Consider the following 16,339-nt stretch of genomic DNA (forward strand, 5'->3'; position numbering starts at 1 on the left):
AATTCGGGAATCCTTTTCCGAACTCCCGTACCGGGACCGGCGCTCTCCAGGCTCCTCCGGCGCCCCGCATACACACAGCCCCGCAAGCTAGTTGCGGGGCGCCGGACGGAACATCCCCCAATCTTTCTGCACAACCTCCCGCCGGGTCAGGCGGCGAAGGAGATGGTTCACGTGTCCGCTACGCCCGTGCTGGCGTTGCGCGGGGTCTCCAAGCGGTTCGGTGCCGTTCAGGCGCTCACCGACGTAGAGCTTGAGGTCCACGCCGGTGAGGTGGTCGCCCTGGTGGGCGACAACGGCGCCGGAAAGTCCACGCTGGTCAAGACGATCGCCGGCGTGCACCCCATCGATGAGGGCGTCATCGAATGGCAGGGCAAGGCGGTGGCGATCAACCGGCCGCACGACGCCCAGTCCCTGGGTATCGCGACGGTCTACCAGGACCTCGCGCTGTGCGACAACATCGACGTCGTCGGCAACCTGTTCCTCGGCAACGAGCTGAGGAAGTGGGGCGTCCTCGACGAGGTCGAGATGGAGCGCCGCTCCCTGGAACTGCTGAAGACGCTGTCGATCCGCATCCCCAGCGTCCGCATCCCGATCGCCTCGCTCTCCGGCGGTCAGCGCCAGACCGTGGCCATCGCCCGCTCCATGCTCGGCGAGCCCAAGCTGGTCATCCTCGACGAGCCCACCGCGGCCCTCGGCGTCGAGCAGACCGCCCAGGTCCTCGACCTGGTCGAGCGGCTGCGCGAGCGCGGCCACGCGGTCATCCTCATCAGCCACAACATGGCCGATGTGAAGGCCGTCGCCGACAAGGTCGCCGTGCTGCGCCTGGGCCAGAACAACGGCGTCTTCGAGGTCAAGACGACCTCGCAGGAGGAGATCATCTCCGCCATCACCGGCGCCACCGACAATGCCGTGACCCGCCGTGCGGCGCGCACGACCGGGGAGGGTTCCCAGTGAGCATCGACAAGACCTCCGCGTCTCCGCAGGACGAGCACCTCGTCGAGAACCCCGAGGCCGCCGCGGCCGCGGTGACCGCGGTCGACCCGCGACTCCTCGTCCGGGAGCAGGGCCTCACCGGCTACCTCGGCGAGTTCAAGCGCAAGATGAAGGCGGGCGAGCTGGGCTCCCTGCCGGTCATCGTCGGCCTGGTCGTCATCTGCATCATCTTCCAGACCCTCAACTCGGCCTTCCTGTCCGCGCAGAACATCAACGACATCACCGTCACGATGGTCGGCACGGGCATGATCTCCGTCGGCATCGTCTTCGTGCTGCTGCTCGGCGAGATCGACCTGTCGGTCGGCTCGGTCAGTGGCGCGGCCAGTGCCATCGCGGCGGTCCTCGCCGTCAACCAGGGCTGGCCGGAGTGGATGGCGGTGCTCTTCGCCGTCGCCGCCGGTGCGGCCATCGGCGCGGCGCACGGCTTCTTCTTCGCGGTGCTCGGCGCCCCCGCCTTCGCCGTGACCCTGGCGGGTCTGCTGTTCTGGCTCGGCTTCATGCTCCAGACGCTGGGCGAGAACGGCACGATCAACCTCGACAGCGACGGCTTCATCGGCAATCTGACGACGTACTTCTTCAGCGACGTCGCAGCCGCGTACGGCCTCGCCGTCGTGATGGTCGCCGTCTTCTTCATCACGTCCTTCCTGGGCAACCGCCGGCGGGAGGCCGCGGGCGTCCCGTCCCGGCCGCTCAGCGACACGCTCATGCGGACGGTGCTGCTGGCCGTCGTCGCCTTCGCCGCTGCGGCCATGTACAACCAGTACAAGGGTCTGCCGCTGGCCACGGTGATCTTCCTCGGCTTCCTGTTCCTGACCGACTTCGTGCTGCGCCGCACCTCGTACGGCCGCAAGATCTTCGCCCTCGGCGGCAGCGTGGAGGCGTCCCGGCGTGCCGGTATCAACGTCACCGCGGTACGGATCTCCGTGTTCGCGATCTCGGGCGGCTTCGCAGCCATCGGCGGTCTGTTCCTGGCGTCGAAGATCGCGTCCGCCAACCAGAGCGCCGGTACCGGTGACCTGCTGATGAACGCGATCGCCGCGGCGGTCATCGGTGGTACGTCGCTGTTCGGTGGGCGTGGGCGTACGTGGAACGCCCTGCTCGGTGTGCTGGTGATCGTCTCGATCCAGTACGGCCTCCAGCTGGAGTCCATCGCCGAGCCGGTGAAGTACATGATCACCGCCGGTGTTCTGCTCACCACGGTTGTGATCGACTCCATCACCCGTAGGACGCAGAAGACGGCCGGTCGCGCGTAGCGCGTCAGGTAGACCTGTGCCCGGCACCTTCAGAGGTGCCGGGCACAGTCATGTCGTAGGAACGCCACAACTTGGGTACAGCCGATCGCGTGACCTATGACGCACCGCCCGGGCGCCGTCCTCCGAGGCGGAACATTAGACTCGACAAGCCCGGCAACAGCTCGATCAGCTCTACTGCAAGGAGGCACGGGTGCCGCTGCTGACCCACATCAGGGGACCGCGTGATCTGGACCGGCTCAGTCTGGAGGAGCTGGACCAGCTGGCAGAGGAGATCCGGACCTTCCTCGTCGAGGCCGTCTCCAAGACCGGCGGCCACCTCGGCCCGAACCTCGGTGTGGTCGAGCTCACCATCGCCCTGCACCGTGTCTTCGACTCGCCCAAGGACAAGGTGCTCTGGGACACCGGTCACCAGTCCTACGTCCACAAGCTGCTCACCGGCCGCCAGGACTTCAGCAAGCTGAAGATGAAGGGCGGTCTGTCCGGCTACCCCTCGCAGGCCGAGTCCGAGCACGACATCATCGAGAACTCGCACGCCTCGACGGTCCTCGGCTGGGCCGACGGCCTCGCGAAGGCCAACCAGATCCGCAAACGCGACGACCATGTGGTCGCCGTGATCGGCGACGGCGCCCTCACCGGCGGCATGGCCTGGGAGGCGCTCAACAACATCGCCGACGCCAAGGACCGCCCGCTGGTCATCGTCGTCAACGACAACGAGCGCTCCTACGCACCGACCATCGGCGGCCTCGCGAACCACCTCGCGACCCTGCGGACCACCGACGGCTACGAGCGCTTCCTGGCCCGCGGCAAGGACCTCCTGGGGCGTACTCCGGTCGTCGGCAAGCCCCTCTACGAGACGCTGCACGGCGCGAAGAAGGGCCTGAAGGACTTCATCGCCCCCCAGGGCATGTTCGAGGACCTCGGCCTGAAGTACGTCGGCCCGATCGACGGCCACGACATCGAGGCCCTGGAGTCGGCGCTGGCCCGCGCCAAGCGCTTCGGCGGCCCGGTCATCGTGCACTGCCTCACCGAGAAGGGCCGCGGCTACCAGCCCGCCCTCCAGGACGAGGCGGACCGCTTCCACGGCATCGGCCCCATCCACCCCGACACCGGCCTGCCCATCAAGGCCTCGGGCGCCGACTGGACCTCCGTCTTCGGCGAGGAGATGGTCCGGCTCGGCAAGGAGCGCGAGGACATCGTGGCCATCACGGCGGCGATGCTCCAGCCGGTCGGCCTGAAGAAGTTCGCGGACACCTTCCCGGACCGGATCTACGACGTCGGCATCGCCGAGCAGCACGGCGCCGTCTCCGCGGCCGGCCTGGCGACCGGCGGGGTGCACCCCGTCTTCGCCGTCTACGCCACCTTCCTCAACCGCGCCTTCGACCAGGTCCTGATGGACGTCGCCCTGCACAAGTGCGGCGTCACCTTCGTGCTCGACCGGGCCGGCATCACCGGCACCGACGGCGCCTCCCACAACGGCATGTGGGACATGTCGATCCTCCAGGTCGTCCCCGGGCTGCGGCTCGCCGCCCCGCGCGACGCCGACCAGGTCCGCGCCCAGCTGCGCGAGGCCGTCGACGTGACCGACGCGCCGACCGTGGTCCGCTTCTCCAAGGGCGCCGTCGGCCCCGCCGTACCGGCCGTGGGGCGGGTCGGCGGCATGGACGTACTGCGCGAGCCGGGGACGGACACGCCCGACGTGCTCCTCGTCTCCGTCGGCGCCCTGGCGCCGATGTGCCTGGAGATCGCGTCCCTGCTCGACAAGCAGGGCATCTCCACGACCGTCGTCGACCCGCGCTGGGTCAAGCCCGTCGACGAGGCCATGGCGCCCCTCGCCGAGCGGCACCGCGTGGTCGTCACCGTCGAGGACAACTCCCGCGTCGGCGGCGTCGGCTCGGCGGTCGCCCAGGCCCTGCGCGACGCGGGCGTCGACGTTCCGCTGCGTGACTTCGGCATCCCGCCCCGCTTCCTCGACCACGCCTCCCGCAAGGAGGTCATGGCGGAAATCGGCCTGACCGCACCGGACATCGCCCGCCAGGTCACCGGTCTTGTCTCCAAGCTGGACGGCCGCTTCGACCGCGCGGAGGCCGAAGTGGAGCCCGCGCGCGACTGACGGACAGGACCTACGGCCGGATGGGCCGGTTCCGCCACCGCGAAGAGTGGTGGAACCGGCCCATCCGTGTGAAACAACCCGCGCCGGGGCATACGCACGACGCCCCCTCTCGATCATGTCGAGGACGACACAGCGTGGGAGGTACGCCCGTGAGCAGCACCCTCTTCAGGACGAAGAACGTCGAGCAGTCCATCCTCGATACCGAGGAACCCGAGCACGCGCTCAAGAAATCCCTGTCCGCGCTCGATCTGACGGTCTTCGGCGTCGGTGTCATCATCGGCACCGGCATCTTCGTCCTCACCGGTACGGTCGCCAAGAACAACGCCGGCCCCGCCGTCGCACTGGCCTTCGTCGCGGCCGGCGTCGTCTGCGCGCTCGCCGCGCTCTGCTACGCCGAGTTCGCGTCCACACTGCCGGTCGCCGGCTCGGCCTACACGTTCTCGTACGCCTCCCTCGGGGAACTGCCCGCCTGGATCATCGGCTGGGACCTGGTGCTGGAGTTCGCGCTCGGTACGGCGGTGGTGGCCGTCGGCTGGTCCGGCTACATCGCCTCGCTGATGGACAACGCGGGCTGGCACCTGCCCGAGGCGCTCGGCAGCAGAGACGGCGCCGACGGCTTCGGCTTCGACATCCTCGCCGCCGCGCTGGTCCTGGTGCTCACCGCCATCCTCGTGCTCGGCACGAAGCTCTCCGCGCGGGTCACCTCGCTGGTCGTCGCCGTCAAGGTGACGGTGGTTCTCACCGTGATCATCGCGGGCTCCTTCTTCATCGTGGGCGACAACTACGACCCGTTCATCCCGAAGGCGCAGACCGTGCCGGCGGGCGAAAGTCTCCAATCGCCGCTCATCCAGCTGATGTTCGGCTGGGCACCCTCCAACTTCGGCGTGATGGGCATCTTCACCGCGGCCTCCGTCGTGTTCTTCGCCTTCATCGGCTTCGACGTCGTCGCCACGGCCGCCGAGGAGACCAAGAACCCCCAGCGCGACATGCCCCGCGGCATCATCGGCTCGCTCATCATCTGCACCGCGCTCTACGTCGCCGTGTCCATCGTCGTGACCGGTATGCAGCACTACACCGAACTGTCCATCACCGCGCCGCTCGCCGACGCCTTCAAGGCCACCGGGCACCCCTGGTTCGCGGGCTTCATCAGCTTCGGCGCCGCGGTCGGCCTGACGACGGTCTGCATGATCCTGCTCCTCGGCCAGACCCGGGTCTTCTTCGCGATGAGCCGCGACGGACTGCTGCCCCGGTTCTTCTCGCAGGTCCACCCGCGGTTCAAGACCCCGCACCGGCCGACCATCCTGCTCGGTGTGCTCATCGCGATCCTCGCCGGCTTCACCCCGCTGAGCGAGCTCGCGGAGCTGGTCAACATCGGCACGCTGTTCGCCTTCGTGGTCGTCGCGATCGGCGTGATCATCCTCCGCCGGACCCGCCCCGACCTGCACCGCGCCTTCCGTACCCCGTGGGTGCCGTTCATCCCGATCCTGTCGGTGTGCGCCTCGCTGTGGCTGATGCTGAACCTGCCCGCCGAGACCTGGGTCCGCTTCGCCGGCTGGATGGTGGTCGGCTTCGTCGTGTACTTCCTGTACGGCCGCTCCCACAGCCGTCTCGGACGGCACGAGGAGACGACGGTCGGCGACGTGATGAAGCCGCCGAGGCCCGGAGACGCCCAGTAGCCGACCGAGTCGCCGATCCGGCCCCGTACGTCCCGCTCCGGCGGGGACTACGGGGCCGTACGGCCGGCCGATAGGCTCGCCGGACATGCACCCCACCGGAACGGCGAGCGATCAGTGATCCGAGATCTGTACAACGTGCGGTACGCGGCGGGCGAAGGGCTCACTCCGCTCACCGACGAGGAGGAGCAGCGGGCCAGGGCCGTCCTGTTCCGCGAACTCGGCAACCAGATCGCCGAACGCGGCTGGACACGCTTCCCCGCCTACACGCCTCAGGAGCGCCGCCGTCTGGTCGACGTGGCCGAGCGCCTCACCGCCCACTGGGGGCAGCGGGTGACCGTGGGGGCCGAGGACCAGTGCGGGATGCGGCTGTCGCTCGCCGGGTACGAGGTCACCGGCGGCGGATCGTCCGGGGGCCGGTGACCTCCGCTCCCAACTCCGTCACCCGGCGCCGCAGTTCACGGTCGGCCGTGACGACGAGACAGTCCCGCTCGCCCGCCCGGGCGACCAGCTCGACGATGTGATCGTCACCGCTCCCAGGCGCAGACTCGACCCGAACCCCCGGCACGGACTCGACCCCACGGGCCGCACCCTCGAGCACGAGCACGGTCTCCACGGGCCCGGGATGCCCCGGCAACCCCTCAGCACCCAACAGATCCCGCAACCGCTCCGCGGCCCCCCGCCGATCCCGCCACCACCCATCGGGCACCGACCCGACGACGTTGGCGGCATCGACGATGAGGAGCAGCGGGGGATCGTCATCCATGCCGCCAGGGTCGCACGCAAACGCCGTCAGCCTGCGGGCGATCGACCCCGTGTGCCACCGAGCCGCGCGCGGCTGTGCTCGCCGAGCTGGCGTGCAGCCGTGCCCCCCAGGTGGCGTGCAGCCGTGCCCCCCCAGCTGCGTGCAGTCGTACCCGCCCAGCTGCGTGCAGTTGTCCCCGCCCAGCTGCGGGCAGTTGTCCCCGCCCAGCTGCGTGCAGTTGTCCCCGCCCAGCTGCGGGCATTCGTGCCGCCTGGGGCGGCACGGGTGGGCGCAGGCGGCACCCCGTCAGCGCCGGGTTGCGCGTCCCACCCCCGGCCGGCACCAACCCGCGCCACCTTGTCGGCGCCGGGCGACGCGACCCCCCGGCCCCGCCCCAACCCCGGCTCCCTCAACGCCCGCTCAGTCCTCCGCCTTCTCGTCAAAGCTCGCGAAATACGCCGCGACCATGTCCTCGTCCCCATGCCCCAGCACAACCGCCCGCTCCAACCGCTCCGCACTCGCCGCAGCCACATCCAGCCGCACCCCCCGCCGCTCACCCGCCTCGACGATCAGCCGCGCATCCTTCGCAGCGGTCGTCACCGCGAACTGCGCGGGCGTCAACTGGTCGTTGAGCACCAGCCCGGCCTTGGCCCGCAGATACCCCATGTCCAGCGGCCCCCCGGCGATCAGATCGAAGAACCCCTGCGGATCGACCTCCAGCGCCTTGGCCAGAGCCAGCACCTCACCGAGCGCATTGGTCGCAGCGATCACCCAGCTGTTGGCCACCAGCTTCAGCCGCGTCGCGGTACCGGCAGCTCCGTCCTCCCCGGTCCACACGGTGCGCGCCCCCACCGCGTCGAACACCGGCGTCACGGTCTCCCGCCCCTGCTCGGGCCCCGCCGCAAGCACGGTGAGCTGCCCGGCCTCGGCGGGCTGCCGGGTGCCCAGTACGGGCGCGTCGTAGAACACCAGACCGTTCTGCTGGGCGAAGGCGGCCAGATCGACGATCGAGTCGAGGCCGGAGGTGGTGGACTGCATCCAGACGGCGCCGGGACGCAGGGCCGGCGCGGCCTCGCGCATGACGTCCAGCGCGGCGGGGCCGTCGTACAGCATGGTCAGTACGACGTCCGCGCCCTGGACGGCCTCGGCCGGAGTGCCGGCAACGTACGCACCGTCGGCGGCAAGGGGCTCCGCCTTGGCGCGGGTGCGGTTCCAGGCCCGCACGGTGTGTCCGGACTTCGCGAGGTTACGGGCCATCGCGGCCCCCATGATCCCGGTGCCCAGGACGCTCACGGTCAGCTGGTCGGTCATCTGCGTCAACTTTCTGTGTCGCGGGTGTGCGGCTGCGCTGCCTCTGTACAGCTGCTGGGAACCAGCCTGCCCGGTTTCCGCGCCGCAAGGCGCAGGCGAGGCCGTCCAGCCGCGCCCGGTGGCCGTTGAGCGCCGGTCGATCGTGTTTGCGCCGCACGTCCGTGACCAGGTGGGGGCCGATCCACGGTGAGTGGTTCGCCCCGATTACAGTGAGGCGGTGAACGGCGACTGGCTCCTCCGCGGCCGAGACGGCCGCCTCAGCGTCTACTGGCCGGCGAACGACGCCGTCCTGTGCCGGGCGGAGCGCGTCCCCGGCGGCCCGTGGGACAGCCCGCGCCAAGTGGGCGGCGAGCAGAGCGTGCAGGCGGATTTCGCGGTCGGCCGGGGCGCCGACTGTTACGCCCATCTGGCCGCCTGGCGGCCCACCGTGTCGGGCGAGTCGGGCCTGGTGCACTCCACACACTTCCGGCCCCTGCTGGCGCCCCTGGACTGGGCCCCGATCGGCCACCCCAACAAGAAGGGCGAGCGCACCGGCACGCCCGCCGTGGCCGTCGACGCCGAGGGCCGGGCGTACCTCTTCGTGCGCAACCGCGGCAAGGGCGTCCACACCATCAACCAGAAGGAACGCGGCGGCTGGAACGGCTGGCACGACCTCAAGGGCTCCCGGGTGGACGAGGAACTCGTCGCCGTCACCGGGGAGTCGGGCCTCGTCGAGGTGTACGCCACCAACCCCACCGGCATCCTGAGCTGGCATCAGCAGGAGCCCGGCGCCCGCCCGGTCGCTGCCGATCCGCTGCCCGTCCGGATCGAGCCGGGGACACTGAGCGCGCTGCCGACCTCGAAGGAGCACACGACACTGTTCTTCGCGGACCCGGAGGGCATGCTGTACGCGTGGCGGCCGGGCGGCGAACCGAGCGCCCTCATCGCCGCCGTGGGCCCCGGGCCCGTCTCCACCGCCCGCTGTGTCCTGGACGGCCACGACTGCACCCTGCTCGCGCAGCGCTCGGCCTCCGGCCGGGTCGCCTTCGCCGCCTACCCGACGGAACAGGAGTCGGCGGGCCTGTGGTGGACGGAGTCCGGCCCGCAGCTGCCGGCGGGCACCCGGGTCGCCCTGGCGGAGGACGCCGAGGGACGCGTCGTGGCCGCGAGCGTGACTCCGGACGGTGTCCTGCGCCTCGCCCGCCAGAAGGACGAGCCCGGCCTCGCGCTCGCGGCCTGGCAGGAGAACCTCTAGCTACGACAACGCCGGTGCCCCGCACACCGGTTGGCGTGCGGGGCACCGACGTACATCACAAGCGGTTACACGGGAACGCTGGCCGCGCCCGGCTCCAGGAACCGCTTACCGGTCACCCGCTCCGACACACCCTCGCGGTCCAGGTACGGCGTGATGCCGCCCAGGTGGAAGGGCCAGCCGGCGCCGGTGATCAGGCAGAGGTCGATGTCCTGGGCCTCGGCGACGACGCCCTCGTCGAGCATGAGCCCGATCTCCTGGGCGACGGCGTCGAGTACGCGCTCGCGGACCTGCTCCTCGGTCAGGACGACATCGCCCTGCTTCAGCAGCGCCGCGACCTCCGGGTCCAGCTCCGGCTTCCCGCTGTCGTAGACGTAGAAGCCGCGCTTGCCCGCCTTGACGACGGCCGCGAGGTTCGGGGAGACCGTGAAGCGGTCCGGGAAGGCCCGGTTGAGGGTCTCCGAGACGTGCAGACCGATCGCGGGACCGACCAGTTCGAGGAGCACCAGCGGCGACATCGGCAGACCGAGCGGCTCCACGGCCTTCTCGGCGACCGCGACCGGGGTGCCCTCGTCGATGACGTTCTGGATCTCGCCCATGAAGCGGGTGAGGATGCGGTTCACGACGAACGCCGGGGCGTCCTTCACCAGAACCGCGGTCTTCTTCAGCTTCTTGGCGACGGCGAACGCGGTCGCGAGCGACGCGTCGTCGGTCTGCTCGCCGCGGACGATCTCCAGCAGCGGGAGGATCGCGACGGGGTTGAAGAAGTGGAAGCCGACGACCCGCTCGGGGTTCTTCAGCTTCGACGCCATCTCGGAGACCGAGAGGGAGGAGGTGTTGGTGGCGAAGATCGCGTGCGCCGGGGCGACCGCCTCGACCTCCGCGAACACCTGCTGCTTGACGCCGATCTCCTCGAACACCGCCTCGATGACGAAGTCCGCGTCCGCGAAGCCCTCGGCCTTGTCCAGGACACCGGTTACCAGGGCCTTGAGGCGGTTGGCCTTGTCCTGGTTGATACGGCCCTTGCCGAGCAGCTTCTCGATCTCGGCGTGGACGTAGCCCACACCCTTGTCGACGCGCTCCTGGTCGATGTCGGTCAGCACGACCGGCACCTCCAGGCGGCGCAGGAACAGCAGCGCGAGCTGGGAGGCCATCAGACCGGCGCCGACGACACCGACCTTGGTGACCGGACGCGCGAGGTTCTTGTCCGGCGCACCCGCGGGACGCTTGCCGCGCTTCTGCACCAGGTTGAACGCGTAGATGCCGGCGCGCAGTTCGCCGCCCATGATCAGGTCCGCGAGCGCCAAGTCCTCGGCGTCGTAGCCCTGCTGGAGGTCGCCGTTCTTGGCGGCGGCGATGATGTCGAGGGCGCGGTAGGCGGCCGGAGCGGCCCCGTGCACCTTGGAGTCCGCGATGAAGCGGCCCTTGGCGACGGCCTGGTCCCAGGCCTCACCGCGGTCGATCACCGGGCGCTCGACCTCGACGTCGCCCTTCAGCACCTGGGCGGTCCAGATCAGCGACTGCTCCAGGAAGTCCGCACCCTCGAAGATGGCGTCGGCGATACCGAGGTCGAAGACCTGCTGGCCCTTGAGCTGCTTGTTCTGGTTCAGGCTGTTCTCGATGATCACCGAAACGGCCTTGTCGGCGCCGATCAGGTTCGGCAGCAGGGTGCAGCCGCCCCAGCCGGGGACCAGGCCGAGGAAGACCTCGGGGAGGGAGAAGGCCGGGAGGGCCTTGGAGACGGTCCGGTACTCGCAGTGCAGACCGACCTCGACGCCACCGCCCATCGCGGCGCCGTTGTAGTACGCGAACGTCGGGACCGCGATGCCCGCGAGGCGCTTGAAGACCTCGTGGCCGCCCTTGCCGATGGCCAGCGCGTCGTCGTGGTTCTTCAGCAGCTCGACGCCCTTGAGGTCGGCGCCGACCGCGAAGATGAACGGCTTGCCGGTGACACCGACACCGACGATCTCGCCGGCCGCGGCCTCCTTCTCGACCTGGTCGATGGCGGTGTTCAGGTTCGCCAGCGAAGCCGGGCCGAAGGTGGTCGGCTTGGTGTGGTCGAAACCGTTGTCCAGCGTGATGAGCGCGAAGCGCCCGGCGCCGTACGGCAGGTCGAGGTGGCGTACGTGCGCGGACGTCACGACCTCGTCGGGGAACAGCTCGGCCGCGCCCTTCAGGAGTTCAGCGGTGCTCACTTGTTGCCTCCGGCGTCCTTGTGGTGCGGGTTCTCCCAGATCACCGTGGCGCCCATGCCGAAGCCGACGCACATGGTGGTGAGGCCGTAACGGACCTCCGGCTGCTCCTCGAACTGGCGGGCCAGCTGCGTCATCAGCCGGACGCCGGAGGAGGCCAGCGGGTGACCGTAGGCGATGGCGCCGCCGTACTGGTTGACGCGCGCGTCGTCGTCCGCGATGCCGTAGTGCTCGAGGAAGGCCAGGACCTGGACGGCGAAGGCCTCGTTGATCTCGAAGAGGTTGATGTCCTCGATCGACAGACCGGCCTTGGCGAGCGCCTTCTCGGTCGCCGGGATCGGGCCGTAACCCATGACCTCCGGCTCGACGCCCGCAAACGCATACGAAACAAGGCGCATCTTGACGGGCAGGTTGTTCTCGCGGGCGAACTCCTCGCTCGCGATGATCGACGCGGTGGCGCCGTCGTTCAGACCGGCCGCGTTACCGGCGGTGACCCGGCCGTGGACACGGAACGGGGTCTTCAGACCGGCGAGGCTCTCCAGCGTCGTACCCGGGCGCATCGGCTCGTCGGCGGTGACCAGGCCCCAGCCCGTCTCACCGACCTCCGTGTTGGTGTTGCGCACCGAGATCGGCACCAGATCCTGCTGGATCTTGCCGTTGGCGTACGCCTTCGCGGCCTTCTCCTGCGAGCGCACGGCGTACTCGTCCGCGCGCTGCTTGGTGATGGTCGGGTAGCGGTCGTGCAGGTTCTCGGCGGTCATGCCCATGAACAGGGCGGATTCGTCGACCAGCTTCTCGCTGACGAACCGCGGGTTCGGGTCCACGCCCTCGCCCATGGGGTGACGGCCCATGTGCTCGACACCACCGGCGATGACGGCGTCGTACGCACCGAAGGCGATGGAGCCCGCGACGGTGGTGACGGCGGTCAGCGCACCGGCGCACATGCGGTCGATCGAGTAGCCGGGGACCGACTGCGGCAGCCCGGCGAGGATGCCCGCCGTGCGGCCGATGGTCAGGCCCTGGTCGCCGATCTGCGTGGTCGCGGCGATGGCGACCTCGTCGATCTCCTTCGGGTCGAGACCGGGGTTGCGGCGCAGCAGCTCCCGGATCGCCTTCACGACGAGGTCGTCGGCACGGGTCTCGTGGTAGATGCCCTTCGGGCCCGCCTTGCCGAACGGGGTGCGGACGCCGTCGACGAAGACGACGTCCCTGACGGTACGAGGCACGATGGCTCTCCTCCAGGGTGCGGGATCTGCACTGCTGCGATGCGCTGCGCTGAGCGCGCGCTCAGGCCCATGCTACTTGTGGGTAACGTGGCTGCACAGCCCTGGCAGGGGGAGCGGCGAAGGTCACATCGGAGCGCGGGTGACGGAGCGCCCCGTCAGGGGCGCGGGAAGGGATATACGGAGGCGAAGCCCCGGCGAGCGGTACGGCTGGACGTCCCGTCCCCACGGCCGTGGTGGCCGCTCGGCCACGACGAACAGCCGCTGTGCGACGTCGATCTGACGTTGCTCCACGGGAGTGACGTCTTCCGCGTGGCCGACGAGGATCTTGGCGTGATCTCGACGTCGCTGTTCCGCTTGCACGGCCCGTATGCGACGCGCTGAGAGACATAGGGGAACCGTTTGCGGCGCGGGGAACCGTTTACGGCGCCTCGGCGGACAAGGCCTCCAGCAGCACAGGAGTCACCAGCTCAACCTGCCAGGCCCGAGCCCCGAACCCGGCCAGCGCCCCCGCAACCGCCTCGGCGTCAGCCGGAACCGGTGGCTCCCAGCAGACTCTCCGCACGGTGTCCGGCGTGATCAGGTTCTCCTGCGGCATATTGAGCTGCTCGGCCAGCGCCGAAACCCCGGCCCGAGCCGCAGACAGCCGAGCAGCCGCAGCCGGATCCTTGTCGGCCCAGGCGCGCGGTGGCGGCGGCCCGGCAACGGGCTGTCCGGGCTGCGGCAACTGGCTGTCGGTAAGGGCCTTGGCGCGGTCGACGGCCGTCTGCCACTGCTCCAGCTGCCGTCGCCCCATCCGGTGCCCGAATCCGTTCAAGGCGGCCAGCGCGTGCACGTTGGCCGGCAGCGAGAGGGCGGCCTCCACGATGGCCGCGTCGCTCAGCACCTTGCCCGGTGAGACATCCCGGCGCTGTGCGATCCGGTCCCGCGTCTGCCACAGCTCGCGCACCACGGCCAGCTGCCGACGCCGCCGCACCTTGTGCATCCCGGACGTACGACGCCAGGGGTCCTTGCGCGGTTCGGCAGGCGGCGCGGCCGCGATGGCGGCGAACTCCTGGTGGGCCCACTCCAGCTTGCCCTGCCGGTCCAGCTCCTTCTCCAGCGCGTCCCGCAGGTCGACAAGGAGCTCCACGTCCAGCGCGGCGTACCGCAGCCACGGCTCGGGCAGGGGGCGGGTGGACCAGTCGACGGCCGAGTGCCCCTTCTCGAGTACGAAGCCGAGAACGCTTTCGACCATCGCGCCGAGCCCGACCCGCGGGAACCCGGCGAGCCGCCCGGCCAGCTCGGTGTCGAACAGCCGCGTGGGCACCATGCCTATTTCCCTGAGGCAGGGCAGATCCTGCGTGGCGGCGTGCAGCACCCACTCCACACCGGAGAGCGCCTCGCCGAGGCCGGAGAGGTCGGGACAGGCCACGGGGTCGATCAGCGCGGTGCCCGCGCCCTCACGGCGCAGCTGGACGAGGTAGGCGCGCTGTCCGTAGCGGTAGCCGGAGGCGCGCTCGGCGTCGACGGCGACGGGGCCCGAGCCGGCGGCGAAGGCGGCGATCACCTCGGCGAGCGACGCGTCGTCCACGATGACCGGCGGAATACCGTCACGCGGCTCCAGCAAAGGGATCGGTTCAGGGTCGGGCGCCCCCGTAACAGAAGATCCGCCGTCGTCCGGAGGGGCGCCTCCGGTGGTTCGCAGTGAGCTGTCTGCTGCGGTCTCTTGGGCGTCGGTCACATGTCAAGGGTATCTGTGTATGGACAGCGCCCGTCGACGGAACGTTCCGTCGACGGGCGCCTGAGGGTCGTAAACCAGTCAGGTCGGTGATAGATCCGGTTCACGACGCATGGGTTGGTGTGGGCGGGACCAGCGGCCGGTCCCGTTCACGTGTGTGAATGTGTGGCTCAGTGGATGATTCCGGTGCGCAGGGCGACCGCGACCATCCCGGCGCGGTCGCCCGTGCCGAGCTTGCGGGCGATGCGGGCGAGGTGGCTCTTGACGGTCAGGGCGGACAGGCCCATCGAGACGCCGATCGCCTTGTTCGACTGGCCCTCCGCCACCAGCCGCAGCACCTCGACCTCACGGCCGGACAGTTCTCGGTAGCCGCCCGGGTGGCTCGGAGCACCCGGCGGGCGGCGGTGCATTCGGGCGGCGGCGGAGCCGATGGGGGCGGCGCCCGGTCGGGTGGGGAGCCCGACGGTCGTACGGGTGCCGGTGACGACGTAGCCCTTGACACCGCCCGCGAGGGCGTTGCGTACGGCGCCGATGTCGTCGGCGGCGGAGAGGGCGAGGCCGTTGGGCCAGCCCGCGGCGCGGGTTTCGGACAGGAGGGTGAGGCCGGAGCCGTCGGGCAGGTGGACGTCGGCGACACAGATGTCGCGGGGGTTGCCGATGCGGGGACGAGCCTCCGCGATGGACGAGGCCTCGATGACATCGCGCACACCGAGCGCCCACAGGTGGCGGGTGACGGTGGAGCGGACGCGCGGGTCGGCCACGACCACCATGGCGGTCGGCTTGTTCGGGCGGTAGGCGACCAGGCTTGCGGGCTGCTCGAGGAGAACGGACACCAGGCCTCCTGGGGTGCGGGGACGACTTTCTAGGTCACAGTCGTCTTCGGCACCAAACCTCGGATTCTTTAGAGAAAGATCACGATCTAGTGAGTAACAATCAGGGCAATTCGGACAGGCTGTCGATCGCTCGATGAACGAATCGGTTCGTTCGAGGGCCTGTCCGTGACTGAAAGTGGCCGTATCGACAAAGCGAGAGAGGGTCGCCGTTCGTCGAGCCGGTCGTCAGCGTGACTGTGGCCCCCGTCGCTGCGGCAGCGTCACCACCGACGCGTCGCCCGGACCGGCCGGCGGCAGGCCCGCGACCTGGGCCAGCAGATCGCACCAGGAGGCCAGATGCGCCGCCGCGTCCGGGACGCCGCCCAGGCCCTCGCGGGGCGTCCAGGAGGCGCGGATCTCGATCTGCGAGGCCGACGGGCGCTCCGCGAGGCCGCCGAAGTAGTGCGAGCTCGCCCGCGTGACGGTGCCGCTCGGCTCGCCGTACGTCAGACCGCGCGCCTGGAGCGCGCCGGTCAGCCAGGACCAGCACACCTCCGGCAGCAGCGGGTCGGCGGCCATCTCCGGCTCCAGTTCCGCGCGGACCAGCGTCACCAGCCGGAAGGTGCCCCGCCAGGCGTCGTGTCCTGCCGGGTCGTGCAGCAGCACCAGGCGGCCGTCGGCCAGGTCCTGTTCGCCGTCGACGACCGTGGCCTCCAGCGCGTGGGCGAAGGGGGCGAGCCGCTGAGGCGCGCGCGTGGGCTCGACCTCGATCTGTGGCCGCAGCCGTGCTCCTCGCAGCGCGTCGACCGCGGCCCGGAAGGGTGGCGGAGCGGTGTTGTCATGCCCAGCGCCCTCCTTCGCGTCGTCCATTCCGTCAGCGCCTTCCGACAGTTGTCCCTGAGCCGCAGCCATGCGGTGCAGATTAAGCGGAACGGGGGCTTGGTGCAGGGTAGACACCCTTGCCCGGGGTGGTTTGGTCGCCTACGGGGCGGGGTGGTTGGTGTTGTGGGGCGGCTGCGGGCCGGTGGGGGCTGGTCGCGCAGTTCCCCGCGCCCCTTCGGGGCGCTGCCCCTCGG

13 protein-coding genes are annotated in these 16,339 nt (G+C 70.2%); 6 read left to right on the plus strand and 7 right to left on the minus strand.

Translation table 11 applies throughout. The features are described 5' to 3' along the window. Window positions 1-162 precede the first annotated feature (162 nt). From KCH87_RS04185 to KCH87_RS04205, 5 genes are all read left to right on the plus strand, one after another. Complete coding sequence (locus KCH87_RS04185) at window positions 163-954, plus strand: ATP-binding cassette domain-containing protein (RefSeq protein WP_210584218.1); 792 nt, start codon at window positions 163-165, stop codon at window positions 952-954. Then, on the plus strand, window positions 951-2,246 hold the full coding sequence (locus KCH87_RS04190; RefSeq protein ID WP_210584220.1) for a sugar ABC transporter permease: 1,296 nt from the start codon (window positions 951-953) through the stop codon (window positions 2,244-2,246). Before KCH87_RS04185 ends, KCH87_RS04190 begins: the two co-directional genes overlap by 4 nt. Window positions 2,247-2,436: 190 nt before the next feature. Then, the gene (dxs, locus tag KCH87_RS04195; RefSeq protein WP_210584222.1) at window positions 2,437-4,356 is read left to right on the plus strand and encodes a 1-deoxy-D-xylulose-5-phosphate synthase; all 1,920 of its coding nucleotides are present in this window, start codon (window positions 2,437-2,439) and stop codon (window positions 4,354-4,356) included. Window positions 4,357-4,505: 149 nt separating this feature from the next. Then, entirely contained in the window at window positions 4,506-6,032 is a 1,527-nt protein-coding gene (locus KCH87_RS04200; RefSeq protein ID WP_210584225.1) for an amino acid permease, read from the plus strand. Window positions 6,033-6,146: 114 nt separating this feature from the next. After that, complete coding sequence (locus tag KCH87_RS04205; protein WP_210584226.1) at window positions 6,147-6,452, plus strand: hypothetical protein; 306 nt, start codon at window positions 6,147-6,149, stop codon at window positions 6,450-6,452. Here the strand turns inward: KCH87_RS04205 and KCH87_RS04210 are convergent. Beyond that, window positions 6,421-6,795, minus strand: coding sequence for an NTP pyrophosphohydrolase (locus KCH87_RS04210; RefSeq protein ID WP_210584228.1), 375 nt, complete (start codon window positions 6,793-6,795; stop codon window positions 6,421-6,423). The genes KCH87_RS04205 and KCH87_RS04210 overlap by 32 nt on opposite strands. A 399-nt stretch (window positions 6,796-7,194) precedes the next feature. After that, the gene (locus KCH87_RS04215) at window positions 7,195-8,136 is read right to left on the minus strand and encodes an NAD(P)-dependent oxidoreductase (RefSeq protein WP_374198967.1); all 942 of its coding nucleotides are present in this window, start codon (window positions 8,134-8,136) and stop codon (window positions 7,195-7,197) included. Window positions 8,137-8,302: 166 nt separating this feature from the next. Between KCH87_RS04215 and KCH87_RS04220 the strand changes: the two genes are divergently transcribed. Continuing rightward, entirely contained in the window at window positions 8,303-9,319 is a 1,017-nt protein-coding gene (locus KCH87_RS04220; protein ID WP_210584231.1) for a hypothetical protein, read from the plus strand. Window positions 9,320-9,384: 65 nt separating this feature from the next. Here the strand turns inward: KCH87_RS04220 and KCH87_RS04225 are convergent, their stop codons facing one another. The 5 genes from KCH87_RS04225 to KCH87_RS04245 all read right to left on the minus strand — a co-directional run bounded on the left by KCH87_RS04225 (window position 9,385) and on the right by KCH87_RS04245 (window position 16,133). Beyond that, window positions 9,385-11,511, minus strand: coding sequence for a 3-hydroxyacyl-CoA dehydrogenase NAD-binding domain-containing protein (locus KCH87_RS04225; RefSeq protein ID WP_210584232.1), 2,127 nt, complete (start codon window positions 11,509-11,511; stop codon window positions 9,385-9,387). Then, window positions 11,508-12,734 (minus strand): acetyl-CoA C-acyltransferase, encoded by a 1,227-nt coding sequence (locus tag KCH87_RS04230; protein ID WP_210584233.1) that lies wholly within the window; start codon window positions 12,732-12,734, stop codon window positions 11,508-11,510. The genes KCH87_RS04225 and KCH87_RS04230 overlap by 4 nt, the downstream gene beginning before the upstream one ends. 418 nt (window positions 12,735-13,152) lie before the next feature. Then, entirely contained in the window at window positions 13,153-14,454 is a 1,302-nt protein-coding gene (locus tag KCH87_RS04235; RefSeq protein WP_210584234.1) for a ribonuclease D, read from the minus strand. Between the two features lie 167 nt (window positions 14,455-14,621). Continuing rightward, entirely contained in the window at window positions 14,622-15,284 is a 663-nt protein-coding gene (locus tag KCH87_RS04240; protein WP_210584235.1) for a response regulator transcription factor, read from the minus strand. A 225-nt stretch (window positions 15,285-15,509) separates the two neighbouring features. After that, window positions 15,510-16,133 (minus strand): DUF3000 domain-containing protein, encoded by a 624-nt coding sequence (locus tag KCH87_RS04245; RefSeq protein WP_247195699.1) that lies wholly within the window; start codon window positions 16,131-16,133, stop codon window positions 15,510-15,512. Between the last annotated feature and the right edge of the window lie 206 nt (window positions 16,134-16,339).

Origin of the sequence: Streptomyces sp. GESEQ-35 (genome assembly GCF_017948485.1) — a bacterium.
Taxonomy (GTDB): domain Bacteria; phylum Actinomycetota; class Actinomycetes; order Streptomycetales; family Streptomycetaceae; genus Streptomyces.

What these genes read in the sequence shown, in the direction of transcription:
- KCH87_RS04245 (WP_247195699.1), bottom strand. Translation starts at nt 16,133, where the DNA reads ATGGACGACGCGAAGGAGGGCGCTGGGCATGACAACACCGCTCCGCCA.
- KCH87_RS04210 (WP_210584228.1), bottom strand. Translation starts at nt 6,795, where the DNA reads ATGGATGACGATCCCCCGCTGCTCCTCATCGTCGATGCCGCCAACGTC.
- KCH87_RS04185 (WP_210584218.1), top strand. Translation starts at nt 163, where the DNA reads ATGGTTCACGTGTCCGCTACGCCCGTGCTGGCGTTGCGCGGGGTCTCC.